Annotated in this window: 16 protein-coding genes and 2 pseudogenes; 2 read left to right on the plus strand and 16 right to left on the minus strand. The window is 47.6% G+C overall.

The genetic code is table 11. The features are described 5' to 3' along the window. Nucleotides 1-13: 13 nt before the first annotated feature. From nqrE to ACTHTU_RS07725, 14 genes and pseudogenes are all read right to left on the minus strand, one after another. Entirely contained in the window at nucleotides 14-607 is a 594-nt protein-coding gene (nqrE, locus tag ACTHTU_RS07660) for an NADH:ubiquinone reductase (Na(+)-transporting) subunit E (protein WP_003684365.1), read from the minus strand. Nucleotides 608-610: 3 nt separating this feature from the next. Next, nucleotides 611-1,237, minus strand: coding sequence for an NADH:ubiquinone reductase (Na(+)-transporting) subunit D (locus ACTHTU_RS07665; RefSeq protein ID WP_049329022.1), 627 nt, complete (start codon nucleotides 1,235-1,237; stop codon nucleotides 611-613). Continuing rightward, the gene (locus ACTHTU_RS07670; protein ID WP_440362204.1) at nucleotides 1,237-2,013 is read right to left on the minus strand and encodes a Na(+)-translocating NADH-quinone reductase subunit C; all 777 of its coding nucleotides are present in this window, start codon (nucleotides 2,011-2,013) and stop codon (nucleotides 1,237-1,239) included. The genes ACTHTU_RS07665 and ACTHTU_RS07670 overlap by 1 nt, the downstream gene beginning before the upstream one ends. Beyond that, nucleotides 2,006-3,238 carry an NADH:ubiquinone reductase (Na(+)-transporting) subunit B gene (locus tag ACTHTU_RS07675; protein ID WP_315039643.1) on the minus strand — a complete coding sequence of 411 codons (1,233 nt, stop codon included), beginning with the start codon at nucleotides 3,236-3,238 and terminating at the stop codon, nucleotides 2,006-2,008. Before ACTHTU_RS07675 ends, ACTHTU_RS07670 begins: the two co-directional genes overlap by 8 nt. 2 nt (nucleotides 3,239-3,240) lie before the next feature. Beyond that, nucleotides 3,241-4,584, minus strand: a complete 1,344-nt coding sequence (locus ACTHTU_RS07680) for a Na(+)-translocating NADH-quinone reductase subunit A (protein WP_440362205.1) — start codon at nucleotides 4,582-4,584, stop codon at nucleotides 3,241-3,243. A 337-nt stretch (nucleotides 4,585-4,921) separates the two neighbouring features. Further along, nucleotides 4,922-6,340, minus strand: a complete 1,419-nt coding sequence (locus tag ACTHTU_RS07685; RefSeq protein WP_315039640.1) for a sodium:proton antiporter — start codon at nucleotides 6,338-6,340, stop codon at nucleotides 4,922-4,924. Nucleotides 6,341-6,781: 441 nt separating this feature from the next. Continuing rightward, nucleotides 6,782-7,141, minus strand: coding sequence for a YbaN family protein (locus ACTHTU_RS07690; protein ID WP_440362206.1), 360 nt, complete (start codon nucleotides 7,139-7,141; stop codon nucleotides 6,782-6,784). 14 nt (nucleotides 7,142-7,155) lie between these two features. Beyond that, a complete protein-coding gene (locus tag ACTHTU_RS07695) occupies nucleotides 7,156-7,752 on the minus strand; it encodes a DUF1415 domain-containing protein (RefSeq protein ID WP_440362207.1) in 597 nt (198 codons plus the stop codon). Nucleotides 7,753-7,869: 117 nt separating this feature from the next. Then, nucleotides 7,870-8,352 (minus strand): Lrp/AsnC family transcriptional regulator, encoded by a 483-nt coding sequence (locus ACTHTU_RS07700; protein WP_003684427.1) that lies wholly within the window; start codon nucleotides 8,350-8,352, stop codon nucleotides 7,870-7,872. A gap of 402 nt (nucleotides 8,353-8,754) precedes the next feature. Further along, nucleotides 8,755-9,228 (minus strand): pilin, encoded by a 474-nt coding sequence (locus tag ACTHTU_RS07705; protein WP_440362208.1) that lies wholly within the window; start codon nucleotides 9,226-9,228, stop codon nucleotides 8,755-8,757. Nucleotides 9,229-9,327: 99 nt separating this feature from the next. After that, nucleotides 9,328-9,843, minus strand: a complete 516-nt coding sequence (locus ACTHTU_RS07710; RefSeq protein WP_440362209.1) for a pilin — start codon at nucleotides 9,841-9,843, stop codon at nucleotides 9,328-9,330. Between the two features lie 791 nt (nucleotides 9,844-10,634). After that, nucleotides 10,635-13,193: a [protein-PII] uridylyltransferase gene (gene glnD, locus ACTHTU_RS07715; protein ID WP_440362210.1), complete on the minus strand. Its 2,559-nt coding sequence runs from the start codon at nucleotides 13,191-13,193 to the stop codon at nucleotides 10,635-10,637. A gap of 19 nt (nucleotides 13,194-13,212) precedes the next feature. Next, nucleotides 13,213-13,509: a helix-turn-helix domain-containing protein gene (locus tag ACTHTU_RS07720; RefSeq protein ID WP_003680870.1), complete on the minus strand. Its 297-nt coding sequence runs from the start codon at nucleotides 13,507-13,509 to the stop codon at nucleotides 13,213-13,215. A 240-nt stretch (nucleotides 13,510-13,749) separates the two neighbouring features. Then, nucleotides 13,750-14,031: pseudogene (locus tag ACTHTU_RS07725) on the minus strand (transposase); the annotation flags it as partial. Between ACTHTU_RS07725 and ACTHTU_RS07730 the strand changes: the two are divergent. Further along, entirely contained in the window at nucleotides 14,017-14,661 is a 645-nt protein-coding gene (locus tag ACTHTU_RS07730; protein ID WP_440362211.1) for a hypothetical protein, read from the plus strand. The pseudogene ACTHTU_RS07725 and the gene ACTHTU_RS07730 sit on opposite strands and share 15 nt — an antisense overlap. Nucleotides 14,662-14,676: 15 nt before the next feature. Continuing rightward, nucleotides 14,677-15,192, plus strand: a complete 516-nt coding sequence (locus ACTHTU_RS07735) for a hypothetical protein (protein WP_440362212.1) — start codon at nucleotides 14,677-14,679, stop codon at nucleotides 15,190-15,192. 2 nt (nucleotides 15,193-15,194) lie between these two features. Here the strand turns inward: ACTHTU_RS07735 and ACTHTU_RS07740 are convergent. Beyond that, nucleotides 15,195-15,914, minus strand: a pseudogene (locus ACTHTU_RS07740) (IS5 family transposase); the annotation flags it as partial. Between the two features lie 91 nt (nucleotides 15,915-16,005). Continuing rightward, nucleotides 16,006-18,735, minus strand: coding sequence for a lactoferrin/transferrin family TonB-dependent receptor (locus ACTHTU_RS07745; protein WP_440362213.1), 2,730 nt, complete (start codon nucleotides 18,733-18,735; stop codon nucleotides 16,006-16,008). Nucleotides 18,736-18,785 lie beyond the last annotated feature (50 nt).

Genomic DNA, 18,785 nt, shown 5'->3' on the forward strand with positions numbered 1-18,785 from the left:
GCCGATTCCTTTCTTATAACTGGATGCCGGAGAACGACATAAACGCCATTGCCATCAGGCCGGCGGCGATAAAGGTAATGCCCAAGCCTTTGAGGCCTTTAGGGACATCCGAATATTTCATTTTTTCGGTAATGCCCGCCAAAGCGACAATAGCCAAAAGCCAGCCCAAGCCTGCACCGAAACCGTATACAACGGACTCGCCGAAGTTGTATTCGCGTTGCGCCATAAACGATACGGCACCGAAAATCGCGCAGTTTACGGTAATCAGGGGCAGGTAGATACCCAATGCGTTGTAGAGGGCAGGGACGAATTTGTCCAAGAACATTTCCAAGATCTGCACCAAAGCGGCAATCACGCCGATGAAGGTGATGAATTTCAGGAAGGTCAAATCCACGCCTTCAACCAGCGCACCGTCTTTCAGCAGCGAATAAACGAGTTGGTTGGCAGGGACGGACAGGCCGAGTACGAAAGTGACGGCAACGCCCAAACCAAATGCAGTGGATACTTTTTTAGATACCGCCAAAAATGTACACATCCCCAAGAAGAAGGACAGTGCCATGTTTTCCAGAAAGACGGATTTTACAAAGAGGCTTAAGTAATGTTCCATGTGTTATTTCTCCGCCTGTTCAGGTTTCCAAGTGCGCAGACCCCATACCAAGAAACCGATGATGAAGAACGCGCTGGGAGCGAGCAGGAACAAGCCGTTGGTTTGATACCAGCCGCCATCTTGTACGGTTTGGAAAATGGTGTAGCCAAAGAGCTTGCCTGAGCCGATCAGTTCGCGGATGGTTGCGATGATGATCAACATCATGCCGTAACCTGCGCCGTTGCCGATACCGTCAACCAAACTCTCCAAAGGAGGCTCTTTCATGGCGAATGCTTCGGCACGGCCCATCACGATACAGTTGGTAATAATCAGGCCGACGAATACGGAGAGCTGTTTGGACAGCTCATAAGCAAAGGCTTGAAGCAGTTGGTCAACCAGCGTTACCAAGGAAGCAACAATCGCCATTTGCACAATAATACGGATGCTGTTGGGGATGTAGTTGCGTACCAAAGAAATGAAGAAGCTGGAAAAACCGGTTACCAAAGCTACGGAAATACCCATTACGATGGCCGTCTGAAGTTTGGTGGTAACCGCCAAAGCCGAACAAATACCCAAAACCTGCAAGGCAATCGGGTTGTTGTCGATAAAGGGTGAAAACATCAAATGTTTCAAGCGTTTCATGTCAGCCATTATTGTGCTCCTGCTGATTTCAATTTGTTCAGGTAGGGGATATAGCCGTTTTCGCCGAACCAGTAGTCGAACGAACCTTGCACACCTTTAGACGTCAGCGACGCGCCGGAGAGGGCATCTACGCCGTGTTCTTTGTCCGAACTTGCGCCTTTGCCGACGTGCAGGGCAAATTTGCCTTGTTCGTTAAACAGTTTTTTGCCGACGAATTTTTGTTGCCACAGAGGATTGCCGATTTCGCCGCCTAAGCCCGGGGTTTCGCCTTGGTCGTAGTAGGTGATGCCGTTGATGGTGTTGCCGTCGGGTTGGATGGCGACAAAGCCGTACATAACAGACCACAAACCGTTACCGTGCATAGGCAGGATGATTTGGCTGACTTTGCCGTCATCGCCTTTTACCAGATAAACCTCGGTGTATTTGGCACGGCTTTTGATGCCTGCCAAATCGTCTTCAGGTTTGATTTGGATGCTTTGGGCAGGGTCTTTGCCGGCAACGCGTGCGCTGAAGTCTTTAGGCGCATCGGCGACGTATTCGCCGGTAGCCAAGTCCACGACACGTTGCTCGATACGCTCGGCAAAGGTTTTGCTGATGTCGGTGTTTTTATCCATCAAACCGGCTACGCTCAAGATATAGCCTTGTTTATCTTGGAGTTTTTGTTTCTCTTGGATTGGTTTCAAGCCAACGACCGCACCAGCAACGATGATGGAACAAATCAGGCTGACAACCAATACCACAATCAGCGTGCCGCTGAAGCTGTCTTTATCGAATTTCTTAGCCATTGCTGCGCGCCTTTCTGCGTTTGATGTTCGCTTGTGCGACGAAATAGTCGAAAATCGGGGCAAACAGGTTGGCAAACAGGATCGCCAACATCATGCCTTCGGGGTAAGCAGGGTTGACCACGCGGATCAATACGCACATCACACCGATAAGTGCGCCGTACCACCATTTGCCGACATTGGTAAAGGAAGCGGAAACAGGGTCGGTCGCCATAAACAGCATACCGATGGCGAAGCCGCCTACCACCAAGTGCCAGTACCAAGGCATGGAGAACATGGCGTTGGTGTCCGAACCGATGAAGTTAAACAGCGAAGACATGGCAATCATACCGATCATCACGCCGGCGATAATGCGCCAAGAGGCAATACGAGTGAACACGATAAACGCACCGCCGATTAAGAGCGCCAAAGTGGATACTTCACCGATTGAGCCGGGCACATTACCGATAAATGCGTCCATCCAAGAAATATTTTGACCGGTTACAACGTTTTTCAGGCCGTCTGCACCGTGTGCCGCCCATTGCGCCAAAGCAGTGGCACCGGAATAGCCGTCAACTGCAGTCCAGATGGTATCGCCGGTAATGTTGGCTGGGTAGGCGAAGAACAGAAACGCACGGCCTGCAAGAGCAGGGTTCATGAAGTTTTTACCTGTACCGCCGAATACTTCTTTCGCAACCACAACGCCGAAAGAAATACCCAAAGCGGCTTGCCACAAAGGCAGGGTAGGGGGAACGATCAAAGCAAACAGAATCGAAGTCACGAAGAAACCTTCGTTGATTTCATGTTTGCGTACAGTGGCGAACAAGACTTCCCAGAAGCCGCCCACGACAAATACAGTCGCGTAAATCGGCAGGAAGAAAATCGCGCCGAACAGCATTTTGCCCAACACACCCGCTTCAGACGACATATTGATGCCCAAAGCGTTGGCAAGGGCGTAATGCCAGTCGTTGGCGATATTTTGTTGTAACAAATCAGGCGTTAACGCACCGAATGCCTGCACGCCGACGTTGTACATACCGTAGAACATGGCGGGGAACAAAGCCAGCCATACCAAAATCATCATGCGCTTGGAGTCGAGCGCATCGCGGACGTGGGCCGCTTTGCGCGTTACCGCGCCGGATGTATAGAAAATCGTCGCTGCAGCTTCGTAGAGGGCATACCATTTTTCATGTTTGCCGCCTGGCAGGAAGTGCGGTTCGATTTTTTCAAGAAAATGTTTTAAGCCCATAATCAGCCTTCCTTCTCAATGGTTTCCAGCACCTTACGCAACAGCGGGCCGTATTCGTATTTGCCCGGGCAGACGAAGCTGCACAAAGCGAGGTCTTCTTCGTCCAATTCCAAGCAACCCAGTGCCTGAGCGCTGTCGGTATCGCCGACGATTAAATCGCGCAAGAGCAGGGTAGGCAGGATATCCAAGGGCATCACGCGCTCGTAAGTGCCGATCGGTACCATGGCGCGGTCGCCACCGTTGACGGCTGTGTTGAACTTGAAGAGTTTGTTTTTCAGGAAATGGCCGAGGGTTGTGCGCGTGATGGAGTATTTGTCCGGTTGTGGCGCAACCCAGCCGAACAGCTCTTTGCTGCGGCCTTCTTCGATAACGGAAATCTGATTGTGGTAGCGGCCGAGGTAATCGTGCGCGCCTTGTACAATCGCACCGTTCAATACTGAGCCGGAAATCACGCGGTTGTCTGCATCAACCAATTCGCCCGCAGTAATTTGCGATACTTTCGCACCTAAAACAGTACGCAAGAGGCGCGGTTTGTTGACTTGAGAGCCACCCAAGGCAATTACGCGCTCGGTGTTCAGACGGCCTGTTGCAAACAAACGGCCAATGGCAATCACATCTTGATAATTGATGGTCCAAACGGTTTTGTTCGCACCGACTGGCTCGATGAAATGAATGTGCGTGCCACTCAAACCGGCAGGGTGCGGACCGCCAAATTCATGTGTTTCGATGTTGGCAGCGTTTTCAGACGGCACATCTGCGCCGGCTGCTTTACACACATGGATTTTACGCTCGGTCAGGCGGCTTAATACCAACAGGCCGCGTTTGAAGTCCTCGGCGGCTTCTTTGATAATGACCGTAGGGTCGGCAGCCAGCGGATTGGTGTCCATCGCATTGACGAAGATGGCGAACGGCTCGGCATCGACGGCAGGGATTTTGCTGAACGGACGGGTGCGCAGCGCAGTCCACAAACCGGATTGAATCAGGTTGCGGCGCACTTCTTCGCTGCTCAATTTTGCCAGCGCTTCAGGTGCGTAGCGTTCGAACTCGATTTCGTCGATGCCTTCAACGGCAATCACGACTGACTGAAGTACGCGCTTTTCGCCACGGTGAATCGCGGCGATTTTGCCTGAAGCCGGAGCGGTAAATACTACGCCCGGATTCTTTTTGTCTTCAAACAGCACTTGGCCTTTTTTGACGGCTTCGCCTTCCTTGATTTTCATCGAGGGGCGCATGCCGACATATTCTTCGCCAAGCAACGCGACTTCGGTAATGGCCGGGCCGTCATAAATGACTTGCTCCGGTCTGCCTGCGATAGGCAGGTCTAAGCCTTTTTTTATCTTAATCATAAGGATGCGTTACTTTTTGGTGGGTTGAGATTCGGATGTCGGATTGTTTTTTCAGACGGCATGTAATGCTTTGAAACAAAGGATGGGCCGTCTGAAAAAAGCAGAGGTTTGCTATAAAAACAACGAATAAACGCAAACAACAAAGCTTTAGATTTTATCAGGTATAGGCTGCTTTATGTCAGTTTTACGCTTATTTTTACGGGAAAAGTGGGAAAAAAGTAGGAATGTGTAATCGAGTGTTAAGGGGAATAAATTTTAACTGATTGATATTTAGACGCTATATTTGATGATATAGCTGAAAATAAAAGGCCGTCTGAGTTTCAGACGGCCTCTAAGTTTAAAAGAGCTGCCAAACGAAGAAAATCATCGTATGCAGGGCAAACAGCGGTACCAATACAATCACCGACCATGCCATATAGCCGAAGAAGGAAGGCATCGGTACGCCGCGTTGTTCGGCAATGGCTTTTACCATGAAGTTCGGCGCATTACCGATATAAGTGAGCGCACCCATAAATACGGAACCCATGGATACTGCCAGCAGCGAATGGAACAGGTGGCCTGTCATCAAGGCTTGGGCATCGCCACCGGCCATATTGAAGAACACCAAATAAGTTGGCGCATTATCTAAGAATGCCGACAAAATGCCGCTCATCCAGAAATACATCACATTAATCGGATTGCCTGCCGCGTCGTGAACCAAAGAAACAACGGAAGCCAATGCGCCTGTTTCGCCGGCTTTCAAAATCGCCAAGACGGGGGAAATGGTAATGAAAATACCCAAAAACAGTTTGCCCACTTCGGCAATCGGCTCGAAGTTGAACTCATTACCTGCGCGTACCTGTTTGGGCGTAATAATCCAAGATACGGCGGTCAAAGCCAGCAAAATGCCATCGCGCATCAGGTTTTGCAAGGCGTAATGGCTGCCCAAGATTTCAAAGCCCGGATGATTTGGTTTCCACAAGCCGGACAATAAAACCGCGCCGACAACACCGGCCAGTAACAGAAAATTCCATTTGCCATAGATTTTGACTTTTTCTTCTTTATCGGAAGGAGCAGGAGCAAGGTGTTCGCTTTGTTCGCGGTTGAAGTGTCGGCTGTCGATGATGTAGAAAACGGCCAGCAAAATCACAGAACTAATCAATACAGGCATCAGCATGTGTTTGACCGTCCACATGAAATCTACGCCTTTCAGGAATCCTAAGAACAGCGGAGGATCGCCTAAAGGAGTCAGACCGCCGCCAATATTCGCTACCAGGAAAATGAAGAAAATCACGATGTGAACGCGGTAGTGGCGTTTATGGTTGGCTTTCAAAAGCGGACGAATCATCAACATCGCCGCGCCTGTCGTCCCCATGATGGAAGACAAAGCCGTGCCGACTGCCAACAGGATTGTGTTCAATTTGGGCGAACCGTGCAAATCGCCGCTGACAAAAATACCGCCTGAAATGGTATAGAGCGCTAAAAGCAGCAGGATAAAGGGGATATATTCTTCAACCAACGCATGGGCAACGGTATGTACGCCGGCTCCGAAACCAAAGGTGATGATAAACGGCGTTAAAAACAGCAGCGTCCAAAACGCTGTAATTTTGCCGAAGTGGTGGTGCCAAATACGGGAGAAAAACAGAGGTCCGAGTGCAATGGACAAGAGAATCAGTGCAAACGGCAGACCCCAAAGCAGGCTTGCGGATGAGCCGTCAAAATCGGATGCCGAGGCAGGAAAGGCGGCAAGAAGCAGTAAAAATGAGAGAGAGCGCATAGTATTTCCTTTTTATTCTGTTGCACCGTTAGAAACTTCGTTGAGAAAGCACGGCGGTGAAATATTCAGGCCGTCTGAAAATATCCAGACGAACTGCGCGGTGGTGTCAGGGGAAAGTATAACGCAAAGCAAGTGTTAAGGGATGGTTTAGAATGTTGGAATCAAAAGAAATGTTGATACAAATAAAGAAATAAAAGCGATGGGAGTAGTTGGAAGTAGTAAAAAAATGTTTTTGAAACAGGAGCTTGAAACCTTGAAAATAATGCTATCGAAAAAATGTTTTAAATTAATTTTAGCTAAAATTTACATTTGATTGAATAAATGGAGGCCGTCTGAAAAATGAGGATGAATAGGGTGCTTTAGTTCTTACTGATTGTTTTAATGGATAAATTGGGTGTGAAAATAAAAAACAGGTAAGCGAAAATGCCCACCTGTTTTATTTTATGCTTCCGGCCGTAACCACATCCATACTGCCACGCAACTACAGAAGATTGATGATAAGGCACCAATCCACCAGCGTTCTGGAAATTGCCAAAACATAAACAGGCAAGAAAGGGCCATCATGCCGATAGCGAAGAACTTTGCCTTGCGTGGCACGGCGCCGTTGTTTTCCCAGTTCTGTATGATTGGACCGAAATGGCGGTGATGATAGAGCCAATTGTGAAAGCGCGGCGAAGCTTTTGCCCAGCAGGCGGCGGTCAATAAAATGAAAGGCGTAGTCGGCAGTAATGGCAGGAAAATGCCGATAATGCCCAAGACGAGCGACAATGCGCCGCAAAAAATCAACAAATAGCGAACCATATTCCCGTCACCAATTATTTGTTTTCAGACGGCTTGTGATGCGGAAATGGACAACGCGGAATGTCTAATTTATCCCAGCCCTCATGTCCCATTTTTTCAAGCAGCGCGATATTGCGGTCAAAAATTGCCGAGGCATCGGGAAATGCTTCAGTCGCTTTGGCAATACTGTCTTCACGAATCAGATGCAAGGTCGGGTAGGGCGAGCGGTTGGTGTAGTTGCTGATGTCGTCGGCTTCTGTGCCTTCAAATTGGAAATCGGGATGGAACGGCGCAACTTGGACAATGCCTTCCAATTCGTTTTCTACAACGGCATCATCGGCAATTTCCAGCATTTGGTTGAAGGTTTCAAAATCAGGGAATAGCGTCGGATGAACCAGTAAAGTGGTTTCCAATTCCGAAGCGGGCGTATTGCCTAGAAGCTGCAATTCACGATCCAAGTCCTCAAGGAAACCGTCCAAATGACGGGCTTCACTAACAACGATGCGAACCAGGTTTTTAACGTGCGGCGCTTTGGCAAACGGGCAGAGATTCAGCCCGATAACGGCTTTTTCCAGCCATTGTTTGGTATGTTCGGAAACAGTATTGGTATCGAGATGGGCGGTGTCAGTCATGGTAAAAGCTTATGTGAATTATTCTTAAAAAGTATACAAGTGTATGGACGTGAAAGCAAACCATTGGAATTTAAAAGGCCGTCTGAACAACAGACGGCCTTTATCAGTTTCAAATCATCAATCCTGAACTAAATGAACCAAAGGCAGAGCAGTCGTGTTTTTAATTTCTTTCAACACAAAACTCGATTGCGCATCTTGCACGCCGTGGTGCGAAAGCAGCGTGTCCAAAACAAAATGGGAAAACGCGTTCATATCGGTAAAAAAGGCATGGAGCAGATAATCGGTTTCGCCCGTTAAAGCAAAGCAGCTCAATACTTCCGGCCAAGCGCGGACAGATTCGGAAAAATCCTCGCGCGCATCTTTTGCCTTGCTAATCGATACACGGATAAAAGCCTGCAAACCCAAGCCTAAAGATACAGGAGAAAGCTGGGCTGCGTATTTTTGAATAATGCCTGCATCTTCAAGCTGTTTGAGACGGCGCAGACAGGGAGAAGGGGATAGCGCCACCTTTTCAGAAAGCTCAACATTGCTCAACCGCCCATTTTCCTGCAAAACCTGCAGAATCTTTAAATCCGTTTTGTCCAAGTTTAGATGAGGCATGATGGTTCTCCCAGCGTAGATAATGTATGTTTTGAAAATGAAAAATGCTTAAAAATAAAGACTTGCATGGTTAAATTATATATTGAGTTCAGATGTGCGACAAATTGTCTTATCAGGGGTGTTGCGAATTTGTTTTATGTAGTTGTGAAAAGATGAAGGCCGTCTGAAACTAATCAAGACCAAAGTTTTATGTCATATTAGGATTGGATATAAAGAGGCCGTCTGAAAATGATTTCAGACGGCATTTATTTTCGTAATGTGATCATTCAGGCTCTTAAGGACCTTGTTTTGGAGAGTTTTGTTCTTTTGGTTTGTTCGCTTTCCGCGTTTGTATTTGGCTGTGTTTGGGGTGTTTTCTTTGCAATGTATTTTTGTGTTTTTCTTAGGGTATATGCTTGGTTCTTATCCGTGTGAGTCGTCACGGCACATGGCGGGAACCATCATCGGATCCAGTGTTCCGCCGCATTGCCAGTTGAGCAACCAAGTCGAATCGTTATGATTTCGATAAGGGGTCAGGGTCAGGACTTTTCCTTTGTTTTGCCCTTTATCGAAAGGAATACTGATTTTGCCTGTATCTGCTTCTACCGTTACGCCACCGTTTTGGATGTATGTGCCGCCGATGCGTTGAGCGGTAACACCGATTGTGCCTTGTTTGCTGACATCCTCTGCATTGGGCAGGCGGTTATTTACCGCTGAAGCGATGCTGATTTCGGTTTTCAGGTCATCGGCAAGGTATAGTGCTTCGGAGGCTTGCGCCCTACCAGTATAGTTTTGGTAAGTGGGTATGGCGACAACAACCAGAATACCGATGATGGCGATAACTATCATCAACTCAATCAGGCTAAAGCCGGTTTGGGCTTTGCGTAGTTTTTTCATTTTTTGATATGTCGTTTTCTTATTTTTATTTTATAAAGCAAATCCCATAATTCTTATGGGATTTGCTTTGAGTCGAATATCTTTTGTTAGATATTTAAATTAACCACCTGTTCCAGAACCACTTGTAGCAGCAGGAGTAGCAGGACGGCAAGAGGAAGGCAAGAATTTTGTAGCTACGCCATCGGTTGCACCTGGAGTACAAGTCCAGGTAAAGGAGCCGTTAGCAGTTGCAGCAGCACCAGCGGCACCAGCAGTAGTGGCATGAGGAGTAAGTGATACGGTTTTGCCTTTAATTTCGTTATTTACGTCAGCAGCTTTCATTTTGGCAGTAATAATACCATTAGCTCCGACATCTACTTGTGCAACATATTTACCTTGAATGCTTGTATTTGTTGCGATACCTGCTTGCTCATTATTTGCAGGCCATGCACCTTTATCTGCATAGTATTCAACCACAGCGGACTTTTGACCTTCCATCAAAGAGATGGCTTCAGAAACTTGGGCGCGCGCAGTGTAGTCTTGGTATGCAGGCAGGGCGATAACTGCCAAGATGCCGATAATCGCGATGACGATCATCAATTCGATCAGGGTAAAACCTTTTTGGATTGCTTTCATTGTTTAAAACTCCAGTTTGAAAGTGTGAATAATTGTGTTTAAGTAAAAAGTCCGTAATGTGCTTGGCACTATGTATTATGAGTAAACCATAAGTAAGAAGGAATATACAGCTTCCGTCGGGCTTGCTGCTTTGAGGCTTGGGCCTTATCGGATGTGTTGTTACAAGCAGTCTGTGTGCCAAGTGCGAAAAACTAGTTAAAAAATTTATTTTTTATTTCTTGTTTATTGTTTTTATTGGGATTATTTTTTAATTTTTAAATTTTATGAGGTTTTGTTTGAAAGTTTCAGGATTTTAGGGAATTTGGGTGGTTGACGTTTTTTGTCAGTTTTGTGTTTTTTGTGACAGGGAAAGGAGGCAAGTTTGGGTGTGTGACGTTTTTTGTCAGAAATTAAGCTTGTTCAATAATATGTTAATTTGTTTAGATGGGCGGTGATTTTTTGGATTAATCGGTGAGTTTAATATTTTTTGATTTTATTTTTTTGTTTTTTATAGGTTTTATTTTGTATGCGTATTTTTTTTGAATATGGATGAGGAAAAGATTTGGCAGGAAGGATTTTTAAAGAGGGTTTGGTGTAATAGGTGAATGAAAATTTGTTATTAGAATTATATTCATTTGGATTATGATTTTAGAATGTAGTTTTATGTCATGGTAAAGGTCTGATTTTGAATTTTAAAGTTTTGGATTTCTTGAGTGTTTTAAAAGAGTATATTCAGGATGTTTATATATTTGGATGTGATTAGGGTGAGCAAAAAATGCTCACCCTATGTTTTTAAGATGTTCAGACGGCCTTTATGGGGTCAAGACTTCGATCAATGCTTGTTTTAGGGTGTTTTGGGTTTGTGGGTCTTGCAGGGATGGGCTGTAGGTGATGAAGCTGTCCTCAATGCGCTGATCCAAGGTGGTGATTTTGGCGTAGCGCAGGCTGATATTGTGTGCGAAGAAGGTCTCGGCGATGTCGGCGAGGAGATGGGGGCGGTTGACGGCGGTGATGTCTATGGTGTGCCAGCCGGGATAATCTTCTTCGGGGGTGATGATTACGGTAGGCGGAATGGGGATGTGGCGGATGCGGCGGCTGATGTGCGGGCGGCCGCTTTGTTTTTGGACGGTGGTATTGCCGTGGATGAAGCTGTTGAGTTCGGCTTCAAGTGCGCTTTGGCGGTCGGGATATTCTTCGGGCGGGAGATTGTCGGGGAGTTGCAGGATAAAGGTGTCAAGGATGTAGTCGTGCTCGGTGATGAAGGCGCGGGCGGCTTGGATGTCGAAGCGGTGGCTGCTGAAAATGCGGCAGAGGCGTGCGAAGAGGCGGTCGCCATTGGGCATGAACACCATGACTTGAAGGCTGTTGCTTTGGGGAAGGATGCGGCTGCGGACGGCCGGACTTTGGGTGTCGTAGGCGAGGTTTGCGGTGTGCCAGAGGATTTCCCGCGTCTGATGGCGGACGTAGTATGCGCTGCCGAGGATGCGGCGGAGTTTTTGTTGGTTTTTGAGGGGAACGGCCGCGCGCGTGAGCTGATCGGTCGAGGCTTGTTCACGTCGGTTGGGAAGGCGTTCGGGATCGTGGTGTTTGCTGTGTAAAACGGCGGCGGTACTGTGGTAGAGGGTTTGGAGCAGACTGGCGCGCCATGTGTTCCAAAGTTTTGGGTTGGTGCCGCGGATGTCGGCAATGGTAAGCAGGTAGAGTGCGTCGAGGTATTCGCGTGTGGGAATACGGCGGCAAAAGGCTTGGAGGACATGGGGGTCTTGGATGTCTTCTTTTTGGGCAACAGTAGACATGAGCAGGTGGTTTTCAACCAGCCATGCGAGGAGGTGGCTTTCTTCTTCGGTGTAGTAGTGATTGGCGGCGAATTGTTGTGCGTCTTTGATGCCTTCTTTGGCGTGATCACCGCCACGGCCTTTGGCGATGTCGTGCAGCAGTGCGGCGGTGTAGAGGACATGTGGTCGTGGATAGGCCTGCATGATGGCGCTGGCTTCGGGCATTTCGTGGCTGTGGGTTTCGATGGCGAGACGGCGCATATTGCGGACGACGGTCAGGATGTGGTCGTCTACGGGGTAAATATGGAAGAGGTCGTGTTGGAGCAGGCCGGTGATTTTTTCCCATGCGGAAAGATAGCGGCCAAGTACGCCGTAGAGGTTGAGAAAACGGAGGGTTTGGGTGAGGCCGGTACCGTGCTTGAAGAATTGGATAAAGCGGCGGCGGTTTTCTGGATTTTGGGTGAAACGGGTGTTGATTTTTCGTGTGGCCGCCCACCATGCGCGCAGGGTTTGCGGCTCGATGGTGGTGATGTTTTGCTCCTGCATGGTTTGGATGATGGTGAAGATGTGTTCGGGATTTTGTTCGAACAGGGCAAGGTCGTTGGCGGCGATTTGGTGGCCGATGCGTTTGTAGTGGCTGTCGATGGGGTGGATATGTTGGGGACGGCTGGAGGTTTGATGGTTTTTGAGAACCGGTATGAGGATGCCGTTGAGTTGTTTGATGGCTTTGGTGGCGCGATAGAAGGTGTGCATCAGGGCTTCGCTTCTGCCGCGGATGTCGGGTTGGGTATAGCCTAAGCTTTCGGCAACTTGGGACTGGTAGTCGAAAAGCAGCCTGTCTTCGGGGCGGTCGGCGGTAAGGTGGAGGTGAATGCGGATATTGGCGAGACGGCGGTAGCCATGAGCCAGCATGCCGGCTTCGGTGCGTGTGAGGACGCCGGCGGTAACGAGGGCGGTGGGGTTGCTGTCTATGCCTTGTGCTTTGGCTGTCCAGATAAGGGTGTGGATGTCGCGCAGGCCGCCGGGGCAGGTTTTGATGTTGGGTTCGAGTTGTGCGCCTGTGCCTTGGGATTTGGTATGGCGTTGCTCCATTTCGAGGAGTTTGGCTTCGATAAAGGCGGCTGTGTCGCGGCGTGTGTTGAGTTTGTTTAGAAGTTGGGCGGTAAGGTCGGCATTGCCTTGTAGGTGGCGTGCTTCAAGAAAGGCGGTTTCTCCGGTAATGTCGTTTTGGGTACTTTGGAGGATTTCTTCTATGCTGCCGCTTTTGATGGCCGGATTGAGGCGTGCGTCCCAAAGGGTTTGAATAAATTGGGCGGTTTGTTGTTGCAGGCCGTCTGAAAATGGGGCAGAGGAAATAATCGCTAAGTCCCAGTCAGAATGGGGATAGAGTTCGCAACGCCCGAAGCCGCCGATGGCAATCAGACTGATGTCGTTGCTGTCGGGAAAATGGATTTGCCAGAGGGTTTGCAGCAAGGTTTCGGCAGCGGCGATATGGTCGCGGAAGTAAGCGGTAGGGCGGTTGTTTTGGCGGTAGGCAGTTTCTGCTGCGGCTTTTTGCTGCCGGTAGGTTTGGATGGCTTGTTGAGCGGCGGTCATGATGGTGTCTGGCTGTGAATTAGGCTTGGGTATCGGCAGGTTCGGTCATTTGGCGGAGCATTTCTTGCGGCGGAAGGAGGAGTTTGTAAGGGGCGATTTTAAGCGCGGATGCGATTTTTTCGATGTTGGAAAGGGCTATGTTCCAGCGTTTGCGCTCGACGGCGGAGACGTAGGTGCGGTCAAGTCCGCATTGGCGCGCCAGTTCTTCTTGCGACCAGCCGTGATTAACGCGGTAGAGGCGCATGTTGTAAGCGATAACGGCACGGAGGTCTTGCGGATCGGGCAGGCTTGGAGGGGGAGTGAGTTTGTTGACCATGGTATTTTGAGTTTGTGGTTTGAACGATAAGGAGATTTTATACTATTTTTGTGAGGGGAAAGGAAAGGCCGTCTGAAAGTTTTCAGACGGCCTGAGACCTTTGCAAAATTCCTTTTCCCCCGACAGCCGAAATCCAAACACAGGTTTTCGTTTATTTCCGCTCCTAATTACTCCTGATTTTACCCAAATATCCCCTTAATCCTTCCCGGATACCCGATAATCAGGCATCCGGGCCGCCTTTTAGGCAGCAGCAGGCGCACTTAGCCTGTTAGCGGCTTTCAATAGGTTCAAACACATCGCCTTCAGATGGCTTTGTGCACTCACTTTAATCAGCCCGAAATAGCTTGACCGCGCATAGCGGAATTTACGGTGTAACGTACCGAAGCTTTGTTCGACCACATAACGGGTTTTCGACAAATATCGGTTACGTTTGGTTTGCGCTTCCGACAGCGGATGTTTGCGGTGGGCTTTGCGCATAATGCCGCCTAACAACTGATGGTCTTCCAGATGTTGCCGGTTTTCCTTGATGAAAATAAATTTCCTATTACAGATAATCCGACACTATATGTTGATTCATATGCCAAAATGATTTGGGATCCAAGTGATTTTAATACACCAAACATGAATGATAATGCTCAAACAAATAAAGAATATCAGCATTTAGCAAATCGTTTACTTATTACACAACCTATAGTTGAACGTTTAAATTCTCAAAATTATACCCAAAATAGTGAAGAATTTGATAAAGCGGAAACAGAACTAAATTCAATCTTACATAAATATCGATATAATCGTTTAAAAGATTTTTTAACAGATGTAACACCTATAAAGTTGAAAAAACTACAAGGTCAAAATTTGACATCTGAAGAGCATAATTTGCTGCAAGATGCAAATTTAGCATTTCAATATCATACCATACTAAAGATGTTCTCAGATAATATTTATAAAAAAGGGATGAATGTACAGAGTGATATTCTAAAAGAAAAATTCCCACACCTAAAAGATAAAATTATTAGTGCAGATAAGCCTGAAAATTATACAGAAAATGGAAAGGTTGTGGGTTTAATATCAGATTTTGGAGCAGTAAAATTTATTATGTACACTAATCCAAAACAAAATCAAATATTGAAAACTAGATTTATTATCGAATAAATAGAAAGCTGTCTTATGTATAGTAATAAATTAATAACCCTGTTTTTTCTATTGCCTTTATTGTGCCATGCAGTTGAGTTTGATGAAACTCTATATAACGACTGTAAAGATAGACCTATGTTATGTGCTGCTAGAATTTATTCTCCCAAAGGCAATAACTATAAATCTATATGGTATGACGACAATGGCAAGTTAGCATTTATAGCCTTTACTAATCAACAAATGGAAAATCAAGGTCGCCCATCTCTAGCGATGTTTATTAGTGATGACAAAATATCTGATACCAATATTGATGAATTTTTAGCATCTTTCGATCCTGATAAATATCGAATATTTCATGATCCAAGATATAAATTTTTACCATTAGTATGTCGAACTCATTGTAATCCTTATTCTCTTTTTAATATTGATAACAAATTTAAACCTGATGAGAAAGATAAAATCTTTTTTTCAATCCCGACAGATGACACAGATTTTTATAAGAGTTTTTATTTAAATAAGGATTATATAGAAGGTATATATCCTAATTAAATGTTATAGCCTTTGTCGGCATAGACGGTCGTACCTTTGGGCATCCCTTCCAATAAAGGCGACAGGTGTTTGCACTCATGGGCATTGGCAGGGGTAATGTGCAGTTTCTCGATATAGCCTTCCGCATCGGTACGGGTATGTTGTTTGTAGCCAAGTTTGTAAAGGCCGTTTTTCTTTGTCCAGCGGGCATCGCTGTCTTTACTCGGTGTTGTTTGGCCGCTGATTTGTCCTTCTTCATCAACTTCTATAGCCTGACGCTGTTTGCTGCCGGCGGTCTGAATAATGGTGGCGTCAACGACGGCAGCGGATGCTTTCTCTATTTTTAGGCCTTTTTCGGTCAGTTGGCGGTTAATCAGTTTCAGCAATTCGGACAGGGTATTGTCTTGCGCCAGCCAGTTACGGTAGCGGCATAAGGTGCTGTAATCGGGGATGCTCAGTTCATCAAAACGGCAAAACAGGTTAAAATCAATGCGGGTGATAAGGCTGTGTTCGAGTTCGGGATCGGAGAGGCTGTGCCATTGTCCGAGCAGGACGGCTTTGAACATGGACAACAGGGGATAGGCGGGACGGCCGCGGTGGTCTCGAAGGTAACGGGTTTTTTGACGATTCAGGTATTGTTCGATCGGCTGCCAATCAATCACCTGATCCAACTTCAATAGTGGGAAGCGGTCAATGTGTTTGGCGATCATGGCTTGTGCGGTTTGCTGGAAGAAGGTGCTCATGAGAAATCCCCTAAATGTCTTGGTGGGAATTTAGGGGATTTTGGGGAATTTTGCAAAGGTCTCCTATTGCCTTGATGCACGGTTGCTTAGGTTAAAACTTCATCTCCAAAGTCAGGGTGTAATTTCGTCCCGGTGCGGCGTAGCGGTTATACCTGCCGACATTATTGTGCCTATTGACCGCTCCTTCGGCAGTCTGCCTTACAGACTCCCAAGTGGTATACCGGTAGTTGAAGAGGTTATACACGCCTGCGCGCAGGGTCAGGTGTTTCTTGATATTGTAATATCCGGAAACATCCGTAACATGCCAAGGCCGCGTCCGCCGTGATGCTGCTTTTTTAGCATTGGCATTACCGTTCAACAGCGCCTGGCTGCCTAGCAGTTCGTCAACAGATTTTGCCTTGGAATAAGTAAACATCGTATTGATGCCCCATATTCCGTCAGGATGGTCGTAACCCAAACCCAATACATATCGTGAAGGTTGGACGGCATCAAAGAGATATGAAGTTACAAACGTCCTGTCGGCGCGTATATCGGCATCTTTGACCTTGATACGGTTATAGGCAAGCGTGGAATACAACCCGTCCGGCAACCCGCCCCATACACCGTGCCAATCGATTTTACCCAAAATATTGATACCGGCTATCCGTGCATTTTGAGCATTTCGATATCCGGGGTCGCCAGAAGCCGAAGTTTGCCCGTTTTGAGTTCGGGTTTCATAACCGAATGCAATTAGGTCGCGATAAGCATTGTTGAAATAGCTGGCTTCCAAATTGCCGAAGTCCCCTTTAAATACAATACCTGTCTCTCTATTAAAGGATTTTTCCGGTTTCAGATCCAACGTTTTCAAAGACTCCCCGGCTCTCCAGCCGTACATTTCGGCAAACGACGGCAGACGGAAGCCCGTAGAAGCGCGATAAGTCAAATCCATCCAGGTGAAAGGTTTGAGGACTACGCCCGCGTTCCAAGAAAGGTTGCGGTGAGTGCCGGTAGAGACACTCTTATCTTCCGAATGCGTACTGCGATAATCGTAACGTATGCCTGCTCCGACATCCGCCCACCTGCCCAAACGAACATTGTCTTGAACGGCTGCATAATAACCGTTGCCGCCGATATTCCTCGGTGTGCAGTCTGTATAGGTGTTATTGCCGAAACGGCATATCGGCGATGTATTGACCGTGGTCTTGCCGATAGACACCCAATACGGTTTGCCTTGGCTTCCGTTGGGTGACTGCACCCCTTCCGGAATTTTCGATCCATATGCCTGAACTGCGTTTTGAAGATAATAATCGCTGTGGGACAATTGCGACTTAAAGCGGTCGTACCCTAGATTGATACTCAAATTGTGACGGATTTTGGCCGTATCAAATGCCTTTTTAAATACTGCTTGGAACAGGTTTCGGCTTTCTTCATAAATCATCCGGTCGGATTTATAGAAGGAATACGGTTTATTGCCGTCGGGACGGCAATTTTTATCCGAACCGTCGTGAGAGCAATGCGTCTGCTGCAAACGGTTGTCCAAATCTATACCTTGCCGGTCATAAGAAAGTCGGGCGTAATCGGCCCAGGTATCCTTGTCAGCATTATGGTAAACATATTCGACCCCGTACCGGTTTTTAGTATGGCGTTCATCATAAAACACGCCGGTACCGTAACCGATACCCTGCAATGTACCGCCCTCTCCCTGAACAAACAGCCTTTCGGCCTTATTATTGCCCGAATATTTGCCAAAGCCGCTCGGCGTACCGTTTCTCCGGACACTTTCATTCAGATCGGCCTCGGTAAAATAGGCAGGAACAGTCATATCCCGTGTATCAAAGGTCTGCTGCGTACGTTCAAGAACGGCTCCGACATAATGGCGGTTGTCCAAATGCCAACCCGGTCGGAACAGCCATGATTGGCTGCCATACTCAAGCGGGTCCGCAAGGAAGCGGCTGGGGCCGGTATAATCCTGCGTGCTGACGGTTTTGCGCTCATCTTTGGCCAAAGCATCTTTTTTCGCATTGTCTTTACAGGCCGCATATCCATTGGAACATTCCTCTTCGACAATGAAATTTGCGTACGGATGGGTATCCTCGACCGGCATCAGCCGGTTGAAACTCTGCACACCTTTACCAGCATCTTTATGCGCATGGATTTCCTGCCCCCGCCGTTTAGTATAAATAAGGAGGGCTTCCGCGCCGCCGCTGCGTCCTGCAAGCGCAAGGGACTGTGTCAGGGCATGGTCTTTTCCAGAATAGGCAGTTTTACTCTGAATGCCCCACTGTTTTCCCTCTCCGATAATGTCGGCTGCGGTTTTGGTTTGAAATGCGACCGAACCTGCCAATGCGCCGTTTCCGTATTCTGATGAATTCGAACCCTTGCTGATTTCAACGGCCTTAACGTTTTCATACTCAATTTCATTGATTGCGCCGCTGCTGCCCGCCGTCCTCGTCCCACCCAATGCCGCCTGCGCGGTGTAGGACTGTATTTGCGAAACGCCGTCTACCGTTAAGGAAACGCGGTTTTTATCCATGCCGCGTATTGAATAGCCGGAACTTGCGCCCCGACCCTGTTCGACCACGGCAATACCCGGATCGTAACGGGTCAGGTCTCGGATATTCAAAACCTGTTCTTTACTTAGCGTCTCGGAAGATTTGACCAGCTTGCCCAGCCCGGTTACTTCGTTATCACGGCGGGTTTTCTGTTTTTTCGCATTGACCTGCACGGTATCGAGCTGCTTTTCCCACACTTGTCCAGACGGTAAAACATCCGCATAAGCAGGCAGCGCAGTCATCAGCGACAGGCATAAAATATTTAATCGGAACAAATGTTGCTGTTTCATATCATTTCTCTACTTACTGCCTTCAGACGGCATTTAAAACCGATATGCCG

This window comes from Neisseria sp. P0020.S005, assembly GCF_051957055.1.
GTDB lineage: Bacteria > Pseudomonadota > Gammaproteobacteria > Burkholderiales > Neisseriaceae > Neisseria > Neisseria subflava_A.